We start from the raw sequence: 17,287 nt of genomic DNA, 5'->3' as shown, positions 1-17,287 counted from the left end.
GATGTACCTGTCGATAGCGGCTCGGAAAGGGGCTCGACTGTCAGTCAGATCGGCCCCGGGAAGTACCGCCGTCGTGTCACCGAAGTCATTTGGAGGGCACCATGGAGTTCATGATCAGCGGACGTAATTTGACGGTCTCGGACCGTTTCCGCGAGTACGCCGACGAGAAGATCTCGAAGATCGCGTCGCTGGGGGACAAAGTCCAGAGAGTGGATGCGAAGGTTTCCAAGGAGACCAAGGCCCGGCAGACCGATGAGATGCTCACGGTCGAGCTCACCGTCCTGGGGCGGGGCCCCGTCATTCGAGCCGAAGCCAGCGCCGCTGACAAGTTTGCCGCGTTCGATCTCGCCTACAACAAGCTCCTCGAGCGCCTGCGCCGAGCAAAGGACCGCAAAAAGGTCCACCATGGCCGGCACACCCCCAAGTCCGTCACCGAGGCGACGGCCACCCTCGAGCCCGCCAGCACCAGCGAGCCCATCTACGTCGAGGCCAACCACTGGCAGGAGTCCAAAACGGCTGCCGCGGAGAAGTCGCCGTATGAGGTTGAGAACGATATCCCCGCCGGAGACTCGCCCGTACTCATCCGCCGGAAGGTCTTTCCCGCAGCATCGCTCAGCCTTGATGATGCAGTAGACAACATGGAGCTCGTGGGCCATGACTTCTATCTTTTCGTGGACAAGGAGACCAAGGCGCCGTCCGTTGTGTACCGCCGCGAGGGATGGACCTACGGAGTGATCAGCCTGGACCAGACGTGTGAGCCGGGGCAGGCTCCGCTGGAGGAGAAGATCCTGGCTTACCGCTCCGAGGATGAGCCCGCCAGCGCATAAGCTGGTGCCGACCATCCAATGAAGGGACAGGCGTGTAGGAAGTGCTGAGCCTCAAGCAGGCACGGCGGATCGCACTGGCAGCCCAGGGATTGGACAAGGTACGGCCCGCCGGACCCGTCAGCGCACGGGCGGTGGGCCGTACGTTTGCCCGGCTCCAGCTGGTCCAGATCGATTCCGTCAATGTTCTGGCGCGGAGCCACTATCTGCCGTTCTTCTCCCGGTTGGGCAACTATGACCGCGCCATCCTTTCCCGGATGGCCGGCACCCACCCGCGCCGCATGATGGAGTACTGGGCGCACGAGGCCAGTTTTATCCGTCCTGAGCATTTCCAGGACCTGACCCTGTGGCAAAACCGCTCCTGGGTGGGGGCGCACAACATGGACGCCGAACTGCAGACAAGTGTCGCGTCCCGCGTCCTTGCGGCGCTGGCCGACGGACCGCCGCTGACCGCCGCCGAGCTCACCGCCCGCCTGGGTCACATCGAGGACCGGCAACAGTACAAGTGGGGCTGGAACTGGAACGCAGTGAAAAGGGTTCTGGAGCACCTGTTCGAGGCGGGCCATATTTCGGCCGCATCCCGCACGGAGTCCTTCGAGCGGCGCTACACCCTCACGTCCAGGGTGCTCACCGAACGGCCAGCCGGGACTACCGGCACCCCGGAGGTGGGACCGGAGCGAGAGAACGCGCTGGTGCACCTCATTGATGCCGCCGCCCAGGCCCACGGCATCGGCACGCTGCGGTGCTTTGCGGACTACTTCCGGACGCCCATGCGTCCGTCCGGGGCGGCCGTGGCGCGCCTCGTGGACGCCGGAAGGCTCCTGCCTGTCACTGTGCGGGGTTGGGACAAGCCCGTGTACCGGCATGTCGAGGCGAAGCTGCCCCGCACCGCCACCGGCCGTGCACTCCTGAGTCCCTTCGACTCGCTGGTCTTTGAGCGGCGACGTCTCGAAGACCTTTTCAACTTCCACTACCGCATCGAGATCTACACCCCGGAGCCTAAACGCCGGCACGGTTATTACGTGCTGCCGTTCCTGCTCCGCGATGGAATGGTGGCCCGTGTGGACCTCAAAGCCGACCGCGCCAACGGCCTTTTGCTGGCGAAGGCGGCCTACGCGGAACCGGGAGCTCCCGCCGACACCGCCGTCGAACTCGCCGCCGAACTCAGGCTCATGGCAGAGTGGCTTGAACTGGACCGGGTTGTTGTGTTCCCGAAAGGGGACCTGGCGCCGGCGCTCGCCGACGCCATGTGCGGAGCGGGACGCGGTGGATCCGCTGAGAGGGAACAGGCGTAACCGCCGCTGCGTCTCTCCCGTAGACTAAACACGCCAGAATTCGGCAGCTTGAGACTGGGAGCAACTTCACGTGGCATCACTTATCGAAAAACTTCTCCGCACGGGTGACAAAAAAACCCTAAGGCAGCTGCGGAACTATGCTGATTCCATTAACGCCCTGGAAAGCTCCTTCCAGACCTTCAGCGACGCCGAGTTGCGCGAAGAAACAGACCGTCTCAGGGCCCGGCACGCTGACGGCGAAATACTGGATGATCTCCTGCCCGAGGCGTTCGCCGCAGTCCGTGAGGCCTCCTCGCGCACCCTGGGGATGCGCCACTTCGACGTCCAGTTGATGGGCGGCGCCGCCCTGCACCTGGGCAATATCGCGGAGATGAAGACCGGTGAAGGCAAGACCCTGGTAGCCACCGCTCCGGCCTACCTGAACGCCCTGACCGGCAACGGCGTGCACGTTATCACCGTCAACGACTACCTGGCCGAATACCAGTCGGACCTCATGGGACGGGTGTACCGGTTCCTGGGCCTGACGAGCGGCTGCATCCTGTCAAACCAGGACCCCTCCGTGCGCCGCGAGCAGTACACCGCGGACATCACTTACGGCACCAACAACGAATTCGGCTTCGACTACCTCCGCGACAACATGGCGTGGGACAGATCCGAGCTCGTCCAGCGCGGCCACCATTTCGCCATTGTCGATGAAGTGGACTCCATTCTCATCGATGAGGCCCGGACCCCTCTCATCATCTCCGGACCAGCCCAGGGCGACACCAACCGCTGGTACAGCGAGTTCGCCAAGGTGGTCACCCGGCTCAAGTCCGAGGAGGACTACGAAGTCGACGAAAAGAAGCGCACCGTTGGTGTGCTTGAAGCCGGGATCGAGAAGGTCGAGGATTACCTCGGCATCCACAACTTGTACGAGTCCGCCAACACCCCGCTGATCGGTTTCCTGAACAACGCCATCAAGGCCAAGGAACTGTTCAAGCGGGACAAGGATTACGTCATCCTCGACGGTGAAGTCTTGATCGTTGACGAGCACACCGGCCGTATCCTGGCCGGCCGGCGCTACAACGAGGGCATGCACCAGGCGATCGAGGCCAAAGAGGGCGTCGAGATCAAGGCTGAAAACCAGACCCTTGCCACGGTCACCTTGCAGAACTACTTCCGCATGTACGACAAGCTCGCAGGCATGACCGGTACTGCCGAAACCGAAGCCGCAGAGTTTATGAGCACCTACAAACTGGGCGTCGTCGCGATCCCCACCAACAGGGACATGACGAGGATTGACCAGGCCGACCTTGTCTACAAGAACGAGGCCGTCAAATTTGACGCCGTCGTCAAAGATATCGCCGAGCGGCATGAAGAGGGCCAGCCGGTCCTGGTTGGCACTACGAGCGTCGAGAAGAGCGAATATCTCTCCCGGCTGCTGGCCAAGGAGGGCATCCGGCACGAGGTCCTCAACGCCAAAAACCACGCCCGTGAGGCAGCGATTGTGGCCCAGGCCGGGCGCAAGGGTGCCGTTACTGTGGCGACCAACATGGCCGGCCGCGGTACAGACATCATGCTCGGCGGCAACGCCGAGTTCACCGCCGTCGCCGAGTTGGCTTCGCGCGGACTGGACCCGGAAGAGAACTCCGAAGAATATGAGGCAGCCTGGCCGGCTGCCTTCGAGGCCGCCAAGCAGTCCGTCAAAGACGAGCACGAGGAAGTCCTGACGTACGGCGGCCTGTACGTGCTTGGCACCGAGCGCCACGAATCACGGCGAATCGACAACCAGCTCCGAGGCCGCTCCGGCCGTCAGGGCGACCCCGGCGAGTCCCGGTTCTACCTGTCGCTGACGGATGACCTGATGCGCCTGTTCAACTCCGGGGCGGCGGAACGGCTCATGAACAGTTCCGTGCCGGACGACGTCGCCCTCGAATCCAAGCTCGTCTCCCGTGCCATCGCCTCCGCGCAAGGCCAGGTAGAGGGCCGCAACGCCGAACAGCGCAAGAACGTCCTGAAGTACGACGACGTCCTGAACCGCCAGCGCGAAGCCATCTACGGCGACCGCCGCCGCATTCTTGAGGGCGACGACTTGCACGAAAAGGTCCAGTTCTTCCTGGAGGACACCATCACCGCCTTCATCGAGCAGGCCACCGCTGAGGGCAATGGTGACGATTGGGACTTCAACTTACTGTGGTCGAACCTCAAGACGCTCTACCCGGTGAGTGTCACACCACGCGACGTCATCGACGAAGCCGGCGGGAAGTCCCGGATCACAGTCGAGTTCCTCAAGGATGAGATCCTTTCCGATGCCCGCCTCGTCTACCAGGCCCGTGAAGAAGCCATCGGGCACGAGAGCATGCGCGAACTCGAACGGCGCGTCGTTCTGTCGGTGATCGGCCGCAAATGGCAGGAACACCTCTATGAAATGGATTACCTGAAGGAAGGCATCGGGCTGCGCGCCATGGCCCAGCGCGACCCTCTGGTGGAATACCAGCGCGAGGGCTTCATCATGTTCCAGGCGATGATGGAGGCCATCCGGGAGGAAAGCGTCGGCTTCCTCTTCAACCTTGAGGTTGAGGTGACGCCCGCCGCAGACGTCGTCGTTGCGGACGCCGCGGGCCAGCACACCGAACACCAGGAACCGCAGATCCATGCCGCGGGGCTGGAGGCGCCCGAAAAACCGGCCCAGCTGCAATACACCGCACCCGGAGAAGACGGTACGGCCCAAACCCGTGTGGAGGCCAAAGTCGCGGGCCGCTCCGGCAACCCCGCCAAGGCCGGACAGGACGCGCCGCGCCGGCCGGGGAAAAAGAAGAAACGCTAACCGGCCGCGGGCAGTAAACCGCGGCCTGGACGGGGCGTGCAGTATGAGGAGCAGTCAGGAAAGAGGACCGGAGCATGTTCCGGTCCTCTTTCCTGGCTGCGCGTTCCTCCTTCCGTTGCTTCGAACAGCCAACCCCAGACGGCTACAGCGGCTGGGCCACGCGGGCCTCAGCCAATCTCCAGAACGGTGATCCGCCATGTCAGCCGGCACCGCTCCAACCGCAAGGCGACGGCCCGTACCCGCAGTTCCTCGACCACGACGGCGCTTGCTTCATAGATGTCAGCGGAAATGCGGCACGCCCGGACCGACCGGACCGAAGGATTGCGGTGCAGCCGGCCTGCAGTCGGACTCGCCCCGCACGGCACGCGCCGGGTCAAGGCGGCCCGGTGTTGCAGGGCAGCGAGGCAGCGTTCGTCGAGCCGGCGGGCCAGCTGCTGCGCCGGCCGGGTGCCGGCCAGCACTTCTATGGCAGCCTGGACGGTGCTGCGCAAGATTGCGCATACCTCCCGCTCCTCATCAGCCAGGCGCAACTGCGGAACTGCCGGAACGCGGGGACCGGCCGGAGGCTCGTCCGGCGCGCCGCCGCCGGCCACCAGGCGCAGTGGCGGGGCTATCGACGTGGCGGCTTCCGCAGCGGCATGGTGTCTGGTCAGGGCGGTCATGATGCTTCCTTTACTGGGGGAGTTTGGTGTTGTGCGGTTGCCGGGCCCCGGCTGGTATCTTCATCCGGCCATCACTCGCCGGCCGGAAGTCTCAATACCTGGCCGGGCCTCAGGAGGTTGGGGTTCCCGCCGATGATGTCCTTGTTGGCTTGGTAAAGCCGCGGCCAGTCCACGGCGATGTCCACGTCCGAGGCGAAGGGTCCAAGGCGGGCCGCCGACAAGCTCCAGAGTGAATCTCCGGGGCGTACTGTCACTTCGCTTGCCGGGCCGGGAGGCTGTTGGCGACGCGGGGGCTGCGCGGCCAGCGGCCAGGGGTCGACAACCGGACTGAGCGGCTGCCATTGCGGACCAGCGACGGCAGGGTTCGCCGCCGGTTGCCCGGGGTGGGGCGTGGGCCCGGGAAGCGCTGCGGCCGCGTCAGCCGCAGCGCCAGTTGCTGCCGGGACTGCGATCGGAGTCCACGCCACAGACGCTCTGGGGATGACGGCGGCATCCGTTACCGGTGCGGCGGTCGAAGCCACGGCCAGCGGGGCGGTGAGGAGGTGCAGTCCCAGCGTGGCCAAGGCCAGCCTGCGCATGAAGGCCGGGGCGAACTTTCCTGTCGCTGTTGCTGCCCGGAGGTTCCCCCGGCGTTCCAGGCAGGCGGCCACGACAGCAATGAACAGGGACAGGGCCCACCAGACGATGACAATCAGGCCGGCCATGTTTGCGGCGATCCCCAACTGGTCTTCGAATCCGAGCGACTGATGACGAGACGAGGAAGACCGCCAGCGCAGAAGGATGCTGCCTCCCGTCCCCGCAAGAACAAATCCCAGCAGCAAAATGGCGGCGGCCACAGCGGCATCAGCGCCAAGCCCGCGACGCCGCCCCGCGAGGGAATTGTTTGCTGCTACCCGCATGGAACTCCGCCTTAACCTGGATATCGATGACTACGTACATTTGATGCTGTTTGAGACTGTTTGACTTAGTTTGATCTATTTGAGCCCAGTTTGTCTAGGGTCGATTTTTTAGGTTGTGCGGTTGACCCCCGGTATCGGCAGGCCTACGCTGGCGCCATGCGCTGGGATGCCCTTTTTGCCGATCTGGAGACACAACTCGCCGCCAGCGAGCGGCTTGATCTCGACGCCGAAATCACCGAGCGGACACGGACCGAGGCGGCAGCGGTGGAGCTCACGGATCGGCTCCGGGGCTCGGTGGGGCAGCTGATCGTGGTTCAGTTGGCGTCCGGATCGGCGCTCGAGGGGACTCTAAGCCACGCAGGAAGCCAAGCCCTCGTGTTGGATGAACCACAGCACCAAGTGCTCGTTCCCTACGCCGCGGTGGTTCGATACCTCGGTCTTTCGAGGCTGGCCGTACCCGAATTGTCCAAGGTGCGACAGAGGCTGGGCCTGGCCAGTGCGCTGCGCGGGCTGGCACGGGACCGGGCTGCCCTGGCCGTCCTGCTGGCAGGCGGTCCGGCAGGAGAAACAACCCTCCATGGGGTGATTGACCGGGTTGGTCGCGACCATCTGGACCTGGCGGTCACCGGCGGTGGCGAGGACCGCCGGCGCGCCAACGTCCGGCAAATGGCGACGATACCCTTTGGCGCGTTAGCCGGGCTCAGGTCGGCCCGGAGGCCCGGGTCCGACGGCCGGCGGTACTAGGTGCGGCTTCCGGCGCCATCAGCAAGGCGCAAGTCACAAGACGCAAGACGCAAGAGGCAAGACACAAGACGCCAGACAGAAGACACAAGACGCCAGACAGAAGACACAAGACGCCAGACAGAAGACACCGAGGATGCCGGCCGTGGCCGTCCTGCCCGGGTATCGCGGCGCATCCGGCTCAGCGGGCTTTGGCCTTGGCTTCCTCGATCATCCGGCCGGCTTCCGCGTAGCGCTCCTCGATGTACTGCTCGAGCATCTTTTCCTCAACACGCCACTGGCCACGGCCGCCCACCTGGATGGCCTTGAGTTCACCGCTGCGCACAAGTGCGTAAGCAGCGGGAGCGTTAATCTGGAGCTGCTCTGCGACGTCGGCGAGGGTCAGGAATCGTGGCATATGTTCATTTTGCCATCAATGGCATCATTTGAGGCTCTTATCCACAGTCCGGCCCACTTCGTTCCAGCATCTTCCCGTCCGGGCGCGAAGACGTAACAATGTAGGGGCCACGCCATTGCGGGGCGGCGACTACAGGGGGAGCGGGCGCATGAGTGTGGGCACGGTAGCTGCCGGAGCACGGCTGAAGAGGCCATCCTGGAAAGACCCCCGGCTCCTGGTGGGCATCCTGCTCGTCCTGGCCTCGGTCGCGGGCGTCGTTTCCCTCGTCGGGGCTGCCGACCAGACCGTCGAGGCATACACCGCCCGGGAAGCGATTGCCGTCGGTGAGAAGCTGACCGCGGACAAGCTGAACCGCGTCAAGGTCCGCCTTGGTGACGTGGAGCAGTACTATCTCACCCCGGCCTCCGGTCTTCCCGACGGGCTTGTTGCTGTCCAGAGAATCGGCAAGGACCAGCTGGCGCCGCGCGCGAGTTTCGGTCACCCAGACGGCCTGGACCGGAAACCGGTCGCCGTCACTGTCGATGAGGCTTTGCCGGCACAGGCCGCTGCCGGCTCGCGGGTGGATGTGTGGGTGGCGCTGCCGGATACCCGCAACGGATTCAATCAGCCGGCCCTGCTGTTGCCGGGGGCTGAAATCGCCCAAATCACGCCAGGCAGCACCGCTTTGGGGTCCGCGCGGTCCACTGTCGTGATGGTGCTGGTGACCAACGAGCAGATGCCGAACCTGCTGGGTGCCCAGGCGAATAAGGCCAAGATCTCGGTGGTCTGGAATCCCGGCGGTTCATCCCGATGAGTATCCCGGTAGTCACCGTCGGCGGCTCGAGAGAGGACCTGGTGGGCGGGCTGGAGCGCCTTCACGGGCCGGTGTCAGTGGTCCGGCGGTGCCAAGAACTTGCGGAGCTGCTGGCGGCCTGCCAGGGAGGATTGGCCCGTGCGGCGGTCGTGGCCCAGGGCAGTGAGGAGTTGACGGCGTCTCTGGTGGACCGGCTGTCCGCCGTTGGCGTCGCCGTCGTGGCCCTGACCGACAGCCCGGAGGAGAAAACCCGGCTGCGGGGCATCGGCGTCGCCGCCGAACTCACCAGCGTCGATGCCCCTACCCTCGCCGGACGCATCATGGCGTCCGTTGCACAACTCGCTGGCACCGAACGGAGGCTGTGGCCGGCGGCCAATGCCGGTCTTGCTGAACCGGGCAGGGACCCCGGCGGCGCGGGCAGCCCTGCCACGGGGGGTGTTGAAAGCCCGGGCACAGGGCAGATCATTGCCGTGTGGGGACCCGTCGGCTCGCCGGGACGGACCCTGCTTGCCGCCAACATGGCAGGCGAACTCGCCGCGGACGGCAAGTCCGTGCTGTTGGTCGACGCAGACAGCTACGGCGCCAGCGTCGCAGCCATGCTGGGGCTCTTGGACGAAGCGGCAGGACTCGCGCAGGCTTGCAGGCTTGCCGATCAGGGCCTGCTCGATCCGGAGGCGCTGCTCAGGATCGCAACCCCGGTGGTGACAAAGACGGGCACCTTCCGCGTATTGACCGGAATTACCCGTGCCGACCGCTGGACAGAACTCCGCGCCGCGGCCCTTTCCCTGGTGCTGGCCAGGGCCAGGCAGGTGGTGGAGGTCATCATCATCGACACCGGGTTTTGCCTCGAGTCCGACGAAGAACTGAGCTTCGACACCATGGCTCCGCGGCGAAATGCTGCGACGTTGCGGAGCCTCGAGGTGGCGGACACGGTGTTTGCTGTAGGGCTGGCTGACTCCATTGGGGTGCCGAGGCTCGTTCGGGGCCTCGCGGAACTTCAAGCCGCTGTCCCGCACGCATCCCCGCAGGTAGTGCTGAACAAGGTCCGTCCGTCTGCGGTGGGACGATTCCCGGAACGGCAATTGCGTGACGCCTGGGAGCGGTACGGGCCCACGGTGCCGCTGGGGGCATTCCTTCCCGCGGATCCCGCCGCCTGTGATGCGGCGCTGCTCGCCGGGTCGCTGTTGCTTGAGTCCGCCCCCGACTCTCCGCTCCGGAATGCCATCGCATCCCTGGTTTGTGCACCCGTCCAAGGAAAAAGTCATTCCTCTGTATTTTCTTCCACAGCAAGGCGCCGTCTTAAGCGTTAGGCTCGCTGAAAGAGCCGCAACGAAGCGGCCGTGAACTTTTTATGGAGGCGTTTGTCGATGTCGTCTGGGTCCAGCGTGGAGGATCAAACCGTTTCGATCGGTGCCGAAGCGGGCTACCTGAGGGACTACTACGAGCACCTCGCCGGAGAAGACGCCAGGGGGTATCCCCAGGAGCTCCTGGCTTCCCGGGCGTCCCTGCACAAGGATGCTGCCGTGAACAGGTTCCCGGGACGGGCCAGCATCACGATCTCCGACGAAACCGACCGCAGTGTTGTTTACATCGTCACCGATGACATGCCCTTCCTCGTCGACTCCGTCAACGCGGAACTGGTCCGGCAGAATGCCCCCATCCACCTGGTGATGCACCCGCTGTTTGTTGTGACCCGCAACCGCCAGAGCGGGGAGCTCGTCAAGGTCTCCCGGGTCCCCTCCCACCTGGGGATCTCCAGCGGTGACACAGCGGCGATGCCCAACCTTTCGCACCTGATCGCCCAGGGCGACAACGCTTCGCATATGGAATCCTGGATTGCCGTCGAAATTGATCTCGTGGACGAGGCGAAGCGTGCGGCGCTGATCGAGGGTATCGGCCGTGTGCTCGCTGACGTGCGGGCCGCCGTCGAGGACTGGCCGAAGATGCGCAGCCGGGCACTTCAGATTGCCAAGGGCCTGGACACCGTGGCCGATGCCGCGCAGATCGCCGAGCTCCGCCAGGCCCAGGAGCTGTTGCGCTGGCTGGACGATGGAAACTTCACGTTCCTCGGCTACCGCGAATACGAACTCAAGACCGAATCCGGCGAGGACGTGCTGGAACCCCGCGAAGACAGCGGCCTGGGGCTGCTGCGCGGCAGCGCCGACACACCCCACCAGATCCAGCACCTCACCGAGACGGGCCGTAAAAAAGCCCGGGAGAAACGTGCACTGGTCATCACCAAGGCCAACTCCCGCTCCACCGTGCACCGTTCCGCGTACCTGGATTACATCGGGGTAAAGAGTTTCGACGCGGCCGGTAACGTCAACGGCGAACGCCGCTTCATCGGACTCTTCGCCACAACGGCCTACTCCGGCTCCGTGCGCGACATCCCGGTAGTGCGTGAGAAGATCGCCGCGGTACTGAACGACGCCGGGTTCCCGCCGGATTCGCACTCCGGCAAGGACCTCCTGGGCATCCTCGAAACTTACCCCCGCGACGAGCTGTTTCAAGTTGAAGTTCCCGATCTGGCGGCCATTGCCACGGGCATCCAGCGTCTGCAGGAGCGGCGCCGGACCAGGCTGTTCCTTCGGCCGGACATTTACGGGCGATTTATGTCCGCGCTCGTTTATCTTCCGCGGGACCGCTACACCACGAACGTCCGCCTCCGCATCGAGCAGGAACTGCGCCAGACCTTCGACGCCGTGTCCATCGATTACGAGGCGCGGATGACGGAATCAGCGCTGGCGCGTCTCTTCTTCCGGATCAGGCTTCCCAAGAACGCCGATGTCAGCAACGTCAGCAGCGACGACCTCGAAAAGCGGCTGGTCCGTGCTGCCCGCTCGTGGAGCGAAGGCATCGCCGAGGTCCTGCGCACCCAGGCCGATGCGGCCGGGGGCCTCACAGACGACGGCGCCAAAGGCCTCGCCGGCGTGTGGGCGGAAGCCTTCCCTGCAAGCTACCGCGTCGACTACGAAGTAGAGGATGCCCTCACCGACATCGCACGCTTCGAGAAGTACGGCGCTGCACCGGAGCACGCCGGGGAAGGCGTCAAGGAACAGCCCGGCGTCCACGTCTACCTCCCCGAAGGGGCAGGAGCGACCCTCGAAGAGGACGCCCGCGTCAAGCTCTACATGCTGGAGCCCAAAAGCCTCAGCCAGATCCTGCCCTACTTTCACAACCTGGGGCTCGAGGTACTGGACGAACGTCCATTCGAGATCGAGACCGCGGACCACCGCGACTTTTTCCTCTACGACCTCGGCCTGAAGTACCCCGCAGGGGTGGACCCCCTGGAAACCGGGCAGCTTCTTGCCGACTCCTTCGGCGCCGCGGTCTCCGGAGCCGTGGAGTCGGACAGCTTCGACCGGCTGGTCCTGCGGGAGGGAATGCACTGGCGCCAGGTGGTGGTGCTGCGGGCCTACGCCAAATACATGCGGCAAATGGGCAATACCAACTCCTACGGATTCCTCGCCGATACCTTGCTGGCCAACCCTGAGGTCAACCGCGGCTTGAATGACCTTTTTGAAGTCCGCTTCGATCCCGCGCTGGGCGGCGACGCCCGCCAGGCAAAGCAGGAGGAAGTCCTCACCGCCCTCGACGCAGCGATCGAACAGGTCGCAACGCTGGATGCCGACAGGGTGCTGCGGACCTTCAAGAACTTGATCCAGGCCACTCTGCGGACAAACCACTACCAGAACAAGGCGCATCTGAGTCTTAAGCTGGACCCGTCAGTCATTGAAGGACTGCCGTTCCCGACTCCCATGTTTGAAATCTGGGTTTATTCGCCCCGGGTCGAGGGTGTGCATCTGCGTTTCGGCAAGGTGGCACGCGGCGGGCTGCGCTGGTCGGACCGGCGTGAGGACTTCCGCACCGAAATCCTGGGCCTGGTCAAGGCCCAAACCGTCAAGAACGCCGTCATTGTGCCCACCGGCGCCAAGGGCGGGTTCTACGCCAAGCAGCTCCCGGACCCGGCCTCGGACCGTTCCGCATGGATGGCTGAGGGCATCGAAAGCTACAAGACGTTCATCCGCGGGCTCCTGGACGTCACCGACAACCTCGTGACAATGCCGGAGGGCGAACGGCTGGTGCCACCGGCCGACGTCGTACGGCATGACGACGATGATTCCTACCTCGTCGTCGCGGCCGATAAGGGGACCGCGTCCTTCTCCGACATCGCCAACGGGCTGGCCAAGGAGTACGGGTTCTGGCTTGGCGACGCATTCGCCTCCGGCGGCTCTGTCGGGTACGACCACAAAGCGATGGGCATCACCGCCCGCGGGGCCTGGGAATCCGTCAAACGGCACTTCAGCGAGCTTGACCTGGATACCCAGTCCGAGCCTTTCACTGTGGTGGGCGTCGGTGACATGTCCGGCGACGTCTTCGGCAACGGGATGCTGCTCTCCAAGCACATCCGGCTGCTCGCGGCCTTTGACCACCGGCACATTTTCCTGGATCCCACTCCGGACGAGGCTGTTTCCTTTGCCGAACGCCAGCGGCTCTTCGAGCTGCCCCGTTCGTCCTGGGACGATTACAACAAGTCCCTGATCAGCCAGGGTGGCGGCGTCTTCGCCCGTCAGGCGAAATCGATTCCGGTCTCGGAGCAGGTCAGGTATGCGCTCGGATTGCCGGAAGGGACCACGAAGCTCAGCCCGCCCGAACTGCTGCGCGCCATCCTGCTTGCTCCGGCCGATCTGCTCTACAACGGCGGCATCGGCACGTACGTCAAGGCCGGCACGGAAACCCATTCCGAGGTGGGCGACAAGGCCAACGACTCCATCCGGGTCGACGGCCGCGACCTGCGCGTCAAGGTGGTTGGGGAGGGTGGCAACTTAGGCATGACCCAGCGTGGCCGGATCGAGGCGGCCCTGCAGGGTGTCATCTTGAACACCGACGCGATCGACAACTCCGCTGGCGTGGACTGCTCGGACCATGAGGTCAACATCAAGATTTTCGTTGACCGGATGGTCGCGGCGGGGAAGCTCGATCCTGCGGAGCGGTCGGAGTTCCTGGCGTCGATGACCGACGAGGTCGGCCGGCTGGTGCTCGAGGACAACATCGACCAGAACATCCTGCTGCTCAATGACCGGATGCGGGTTTCCGAGTGGAGCCCTAGCTACGAACGCCTCATGGACTGGCTGGAGAAATCGGCGGACCTCAAACGTGACCTGGAGGCGCTGCCCACTACGGAGACGCTCCGCGAGCGGCTGGAGCAGGGGCAGGGCCTGACCTCGCCTGAGCTGTCCGTGCTGGCGGCCTACGCCAAGATCGAACTCGCCTCGGCGCTTCGGGACAGCGACCTCGCCGAGGACCCCTGGTTCCGGGCGACCCTGCGGGCTTATTTCCCGCAGCAGCTGCGGGACAGGTTCGATGCAGACCTGGACACCCATCCGCTGCGCCGCGAAATCATCGCGACCGTAGTGGCAAACGACATGATCAACATGGGCGGCATCACCTTCGCGTTCCGCGCCATGGAGGAAACCTCCGCCACTGAGGCCGCGGTCGCCAAGGCTTTCGTGGCACTCCGTGAAGTCTACGAACTGGACATCATGGTAGGGGAACTGAACGAGCTGCCCGCGTCGTTCCCGACGGAGCACTGGAGCACCATTCACCTGGATATCCGCCGGCTTCTGGACCGGGCGGTACGGTGGATCCTGAGCCAGAGCAACGCCTCCCGGCCCATCGCCGAGACCGTGGCCGAATTCAAGCCCCTGATGGATCCCATGCGGTCACGCCTGCTGGACTACCTGCGTGGCCAGGACCGTGACCGCGTGGCCGAGTGGCTGGAAAAGGCGCGTAGCTGGGACGTTCCCGAAGATCTGGCGCACCGCTGGGCTGAACTGTTCGAGAGCTTCGTGCTGCTCGACGTCGCCAAGATCGTCCATGTGAGCCCGGAACCGGTCGAGAACATCGCCCATGTCTACTACGCGGTATTCAACCGTTTCCACGCCGACTCCCTGCTGGAGCGGATCACCAAACTGCCCCGGGAGGACCGCTGGCAGGCCCTGGCACGGGCGGCCCTGCGTGATGATCTCTACTCCACAGTGTCCGATATGACGAAGGCGGTTTTGGAGTCGTCACCTCCGGAGATGCCGGCGGAGGAACGCCTACTGGCGTGGGAAAGCCAGAATGTTGAGCAACTGGACCGTGCCAGGAGCATGTTCGACGAGGTCAATGCCCTCGAGGCCGATGACATGGCCTCGCTGTCGGTAGCATTGAGGCTCTTGAGGTCAATCGTTCGACGCTAGGGCAGCAGCAGCTGCTGCCGGCGTTTGCAAATGGAGGTGCTGTGGCAATCTTTACGGACCCTATCAGGGAGCATGCTGATTTTGGGCCGGGGGATGCCGAGTGGCTGCACCTCCTGGTCGGCGACTGGCAGATGGTCGCCGACCTGGCGTTCGCGGACCTGGCGCTGTGGTTTCCGCATCCCGAGTTCGGCTACGTAGCACTGGCCCACGTCCGTCCGTCCACCTCGCACACGGTGTTCCACGCCGACTTCGTGGGGGAGGGGATCCGGTCGGATCTGCAACCGCTCGTCGACAAAGCGTGGGAAAGCCGGACGATTGAGCGATCCAACGAGACCAACTGGAGCAGCGACATGGCCCTCCGGGTGGAGGCCGTGCCAATGGTCCGCAATGGCCGGACCCTCGCCATCGTCACCACCCACATGGATCTCTCGAGCTCCCGTATGCCGTCCCGGCTGGAGTTGACGTACCGGCAATGCGCCTATGACCTGTTGCGGATGGGAACGCTGGGGCTGTGGCCGGACTTCGCCTCGCCCACCGGTTCGCGCCGCGGCGCCCCCCGCGTCGGTGACGGTCTGATCCGGCTCGATGCCGAGGGAATCGTCCAGTACGCGAGCCCCAACGGGGTTTCCGCGTTCCGGCGGCTCGGCGACGGCGAGTCCCTCGAGGGCCGAAGCCTGGCCGAGGTCACGGCCGGCTTGCTGAAGGACCGCCGCCTGGTGGACGAGACCCTGCCGCTGGTGGTCACCGGACGCATGCCGTGGCGCAGCGAAATCGAGTCCCGCGGAGTCAGCCTGTCGCTGCGGGCGATCCCGCTCCGCGATGAGCAGCACCGGTTCGGCGCGCTGGTGCTTTGCCGGGATGTCAGCGAGCTGCGGCGCCGGGAGATGGAACTCGTTACCAAGGACGCCACCATCCGGGAAATTCATCACCGGGTGAAAAACAATCTGCAAACCGTTGCCGCGCTGTTGCGCATGCAGTCCCGGCGCATGGTCAGCGACGAGGCCAAACAGGGACTTGAACAGGCGATGCGGCGTGTGGCCACGATCGCCCTCGTGCATGAGACGCTGTCCCAGGGCCTGACCCAGAGCGTCGACTTTGACGAGCTTATCGGGCGCCAGTTCCGCCTCTCCGCCGAGGTTGCGTCACCGTCGCAGCAGGTCAAGACTGAGCGTTCCGGACTCTTCGGCGATCTGCCAAGTGACTTCGCCACTCCGCTGGCGTTGGTCATCAACGAACTGGTGACAAACGCCGTCGAACACGGCTTGGAGGGGCGAACCGGAACCGTCTGGCTGGCAGCGGACCGGTCAGAGAGCGAGGACGGCGATGAACTGCTGACCGTGACGGTGGCGGACGACGGCGTTGGCATCCCCGCCACACCCTATGTGGAGGGACTCGGCCTGCAGATCGTCCGCACCCTGGTGACCAGCGAACTCGGTGGGAGCATTCAGTGGAAGGCCAGGGACGGTGGCGGGACGGCTGTCCAGATTGTCCTGAGCCTGGCCAAACGGTAGCCGGCCGGCGGGCCGGCCCCGGGCCTGCCCCGTTGGCGGGGTACCGTTGGCGGGCTTAACGGAGTATGGCCGAAGACCTAGGTCTGCGGCCATACCTTTCCGACGGTGAGTCAGGAACGCGGGGTCAAGAGGCGCGGCGGGCGCGGGCTGCGCGCCGCTTGAGCGCGCGGCGTTCGTCCTCGCTCATGCCACCCCATACGCCGGCGTCCTGTCCGGACTCGAGGGCCCACTGCAGGCACGTGTCGACCACGGGGCATCGACGGCAAACACTCTTGGCTTCCTCGATCTGCAGGAGAGCAGGACCGGTATTTCCGACGGGGAAGAAAAGCTCCGGGTCCTTGTCAAGGCACGCTGCGCGGTTACGCCAATCCATGCTGATCAGTCACTCCATTTCTTGGGCACTCATTAAATGCCTTTGTGAAATTATTCACTAGAGGCTTCATAAAAAAGGGGCCCTGTGGGCCCCCTCGGTCATCTGGATTAAGCGTGTCATGTTAACGCTGCGTAAACAAGGGGTTTCCCACTGCAAGATACGGTGGGATCGTGAGCGATGCATCACATTGGCTGGCGGCGCCGGTGCACTTAGCCGACCATGTCCGGTACTGTGCCAGTGTGTCAAGAGCAGCCAACAACCCCTCCGAGCCCGGCCGCGACGGCGATAGCTCCGGACCCCCTGCCGGCCCCGGCGATTCCCGAACGGGCACGCACGGGCGCCCCCCGGGAATTTTCATCATCGCGGTCATTGTGGCGGTGGAGGCGACAGCCCTGCTGGCGGCAGCCGTCTGGTACGGGAGTCAACTTCTAACCGGCGCTCCGGTGCTGTCGTTCTGGGGCGCGGTGTTCACCCTCGGACTTCTTCTGGCGTTTTCGGCCTGGCTCTATGCAGTCTCAACGTTTCTGTTCCGCGGCTACCGGTGGCCGCGTGCCGGGGCCCTGGTGGCGCAGCTCTTCACCCTCACCATCGGTTTTCCCACGATGTCCGGCGGATACCCCCTGGCAGGTCTGGCCATGCTGGTCCCGGCGGTCGTGGCGATCGTCTTGCTGTTCGATAAACGCGTCATCTCGTTCACTTCGCGCGCCGGCGGATCGCCCCCCGCGCTCTAGCCGGGCCAGTACC

General features: G+C 64.6%; 13 protein-coding genes. 9 read left to right on the top strand and 4 right to left on the bottom strand.

Annotated features, from left to right (window positions below):
• Window positions 1-101: 101 nt before the first annotated feature.
• The 3 genes from hpf to secA all read left to right on the top strand — a co-directional run bounded on the left by hpf (window position 102) and on the right by secA (window position 4,925).
• Window positions 102-827 (top strand): ribosome hibernation-promoting factor, HPF/YfiA family, encoded by a 726-nt coding sequence (gene hpf, locus RCH15_RS09250; protein WP_326960263.1) that lies wholly within the window; start codon window positions 102-104, stop codon window positions 825-827.
• Window positions 828-868: 41 nt separating this feature from the next.
• A complete protein-coding gene (locus tag RCH15_RS09245) occupies window positions 869-2,119 on the top strand; it encodes a winged helix-turn-helix domain-containing protein (protein ID WP_326960261.1) in 1,251 nt (416 codons plus the stop codon).
• 70 nt (window positions 2,120-2,189) lie between these two features.
• Complete coding sequence (gene secA / locus RCH15_RS09240) at window positions 2,190-4,925, top strand: preprotein translocase subunit SecA (protein ID WP_326960259.1); 2,736 nt, start codon at window positions 2,190-2,192, stop codon at window positions 4,923-4,925.
• Between the two features lie 167 nt (window positions 4,926-5,092).
• On the opposite strand, the gene RCH15_RS09235 is transcribed toward secA, so the two are convergent.
• Both RCH15_RS09235 and RCH15_RS09230 read right to left on the bottom strand, forming a co-directional pair.
• Window positions 5,093-5,587 (bottom strand): Rv3235 family protein, encoded by a 495-nt coding sequence (locus RCH15_RS09235; RefSeq protein ID WP_326960256.1) that lies wholly within the window; start codon window positions 5,585-5,587, stop codon window positions 5,093-5,095.
• 71 nt (window positions 5,588-5,658) lie between these two features.
• Window positions 5,659-6,486, bottom strand: coding sequence for a LysM peptidoglycan-binding domain-containing protein (locus RCH15_RS09230; protein ID WP_326960254.1), 828 nt, complete (start codon window positions 6,484-6,486; stop codon window positions 5,659-5,661).
• A gap of 156 nt (window positions 6,487-6,642) precedes the next feature.
• On the opposite strand from RCH15_RS09230, the gene RCH15_RS09225 reads away from it, so the two are divergent.
• Entirely contained in the window at window positions 6,643-7,230 is a 588-nt protein-coding gene (locus RCH15_RS09225) for a hypothetical protein (RefSeq protein ID WP_326960252.1), read from the top strand.
• Between the two features lie 178 nt (window positions 7,231-7,408).
• Here RCH15_RS09225 and RCH15_RS09220 read toward each other — a convergent pair whose 3' ends face one another.
• Complete coding sequence (locus RCH15_RS09220; RefSeq protein ID WP_326960250.1) at window positions 7,409-7,624, bottom strand: helix-turn-helix domain-containing protein; 216 nt, start codon at window positions 7,622-7,624, stop codon at window positions 7,409-7,411.
• A 148-nt stretch (window positions 7,625-7,772) separates the two neighbouring features.
• Between RCH15_RS09220 and RCH15_RS09215 the strand changes: the two genes are divergently transcribed.
• The 4 genes from RCH15_RS09215 to RCH15_RS09200 are packed head-to-tail and all read left to right on the top strand — an operon-like array spanning window position 7,773 to window position 16,170.
• Window positions 7,773-8,417 (top strand): hypothetical protein, encoded by a 645-nt coding sequence (locus RCH15_RS09215; RefSeq protein WP_326960248.1) that lies wholly within the window; start codon window positions 7,773-7,775, stop codon window positions 8,415-8,417.
• Window positions 8,414-9,727: an AAA family ATPase gene (locus RCH15_RS09210; RefSeq protein ID WP_326960246.1), complete on the top strand. Its 1,314-nt coding sequence runs from the start codon at window positions 8,414-8,416 to the stop codon at window positions 9,725-9,727. The genes RCH15_RS09215 and RCH15_RS09210 overlap by 4 nt, the downstream gene beginning before the upstream one ends.
• Window positions 9,728-9,784: 57 nt before the next feature.
• Entirely contained in the window at window positions 9,785-14,659 is a 4,875-nt protein-coding gene (locus RCH15_RS09205; RefSeq protein ID WP_326960244.1) for an NAD-glutamate dehydrogenase, read from the top strand.
• A 41-nt stretch (window positions 14,660-14,700) separates the two neighbouring features.
• The gene (locus RCH15_RS09200; protein ID WP_326960243.1) at window positions 14,701-16,170 is read left to right on the top strand and encodes a sensor histidine kinase; all 1,470 of its coding nucleotides are present in this window, start codon (window positions 14,701-14,703) and stop codon (window positions 16,168-16,170) included.
• A gap of 124 nt (window positions 16,171-16,294) precedes the next feature.
• On the opposite strand, the gene RCH15_RS09195 is transcribed toward RCH15_RS09200, so the two are convergent.
• A complete protein-coding gene (locus tag RCH15_RS09195; protein WP_003804966.1) occupies window positions 16,295-16,543 on the bottom strand; it encodes a WhiB family transcriptional regulator in 249 nt (82 codons plus the stop codon).
• Between the two features lie 239 nt (window positions 16,544-16,782).
• Between RCH15_RS09195 and RCH15_RS09190 the strand changes: the two genes are divergently transcribed.
• Window positions 16,783-17,274, top strand: a complete 492-nt coding sequence (locus tag RCH15_RS09190; RefSeq protein ID WP_326960241.1) for a hypothetical protein — start codon at window positions 16,783-16,785, stop codon at window positions 17,272-17,274.
• Window positions 17,275-17,287 lie beyond the last annotated feature (13 nt).

Source organism: Arthrobacter sp. MP_M4, from assembly GCF_035984855.1.
Classification (GTDB): Bacteria; Actinomycetota; Actinomycetes; order Actinomycetales; family Micrococcaceae; genus Arthrobacter.
Note: the sequence above shows the minus strand (reverse complement) of the source record. Positions and strands in the feature narration are given on the sequence as shown.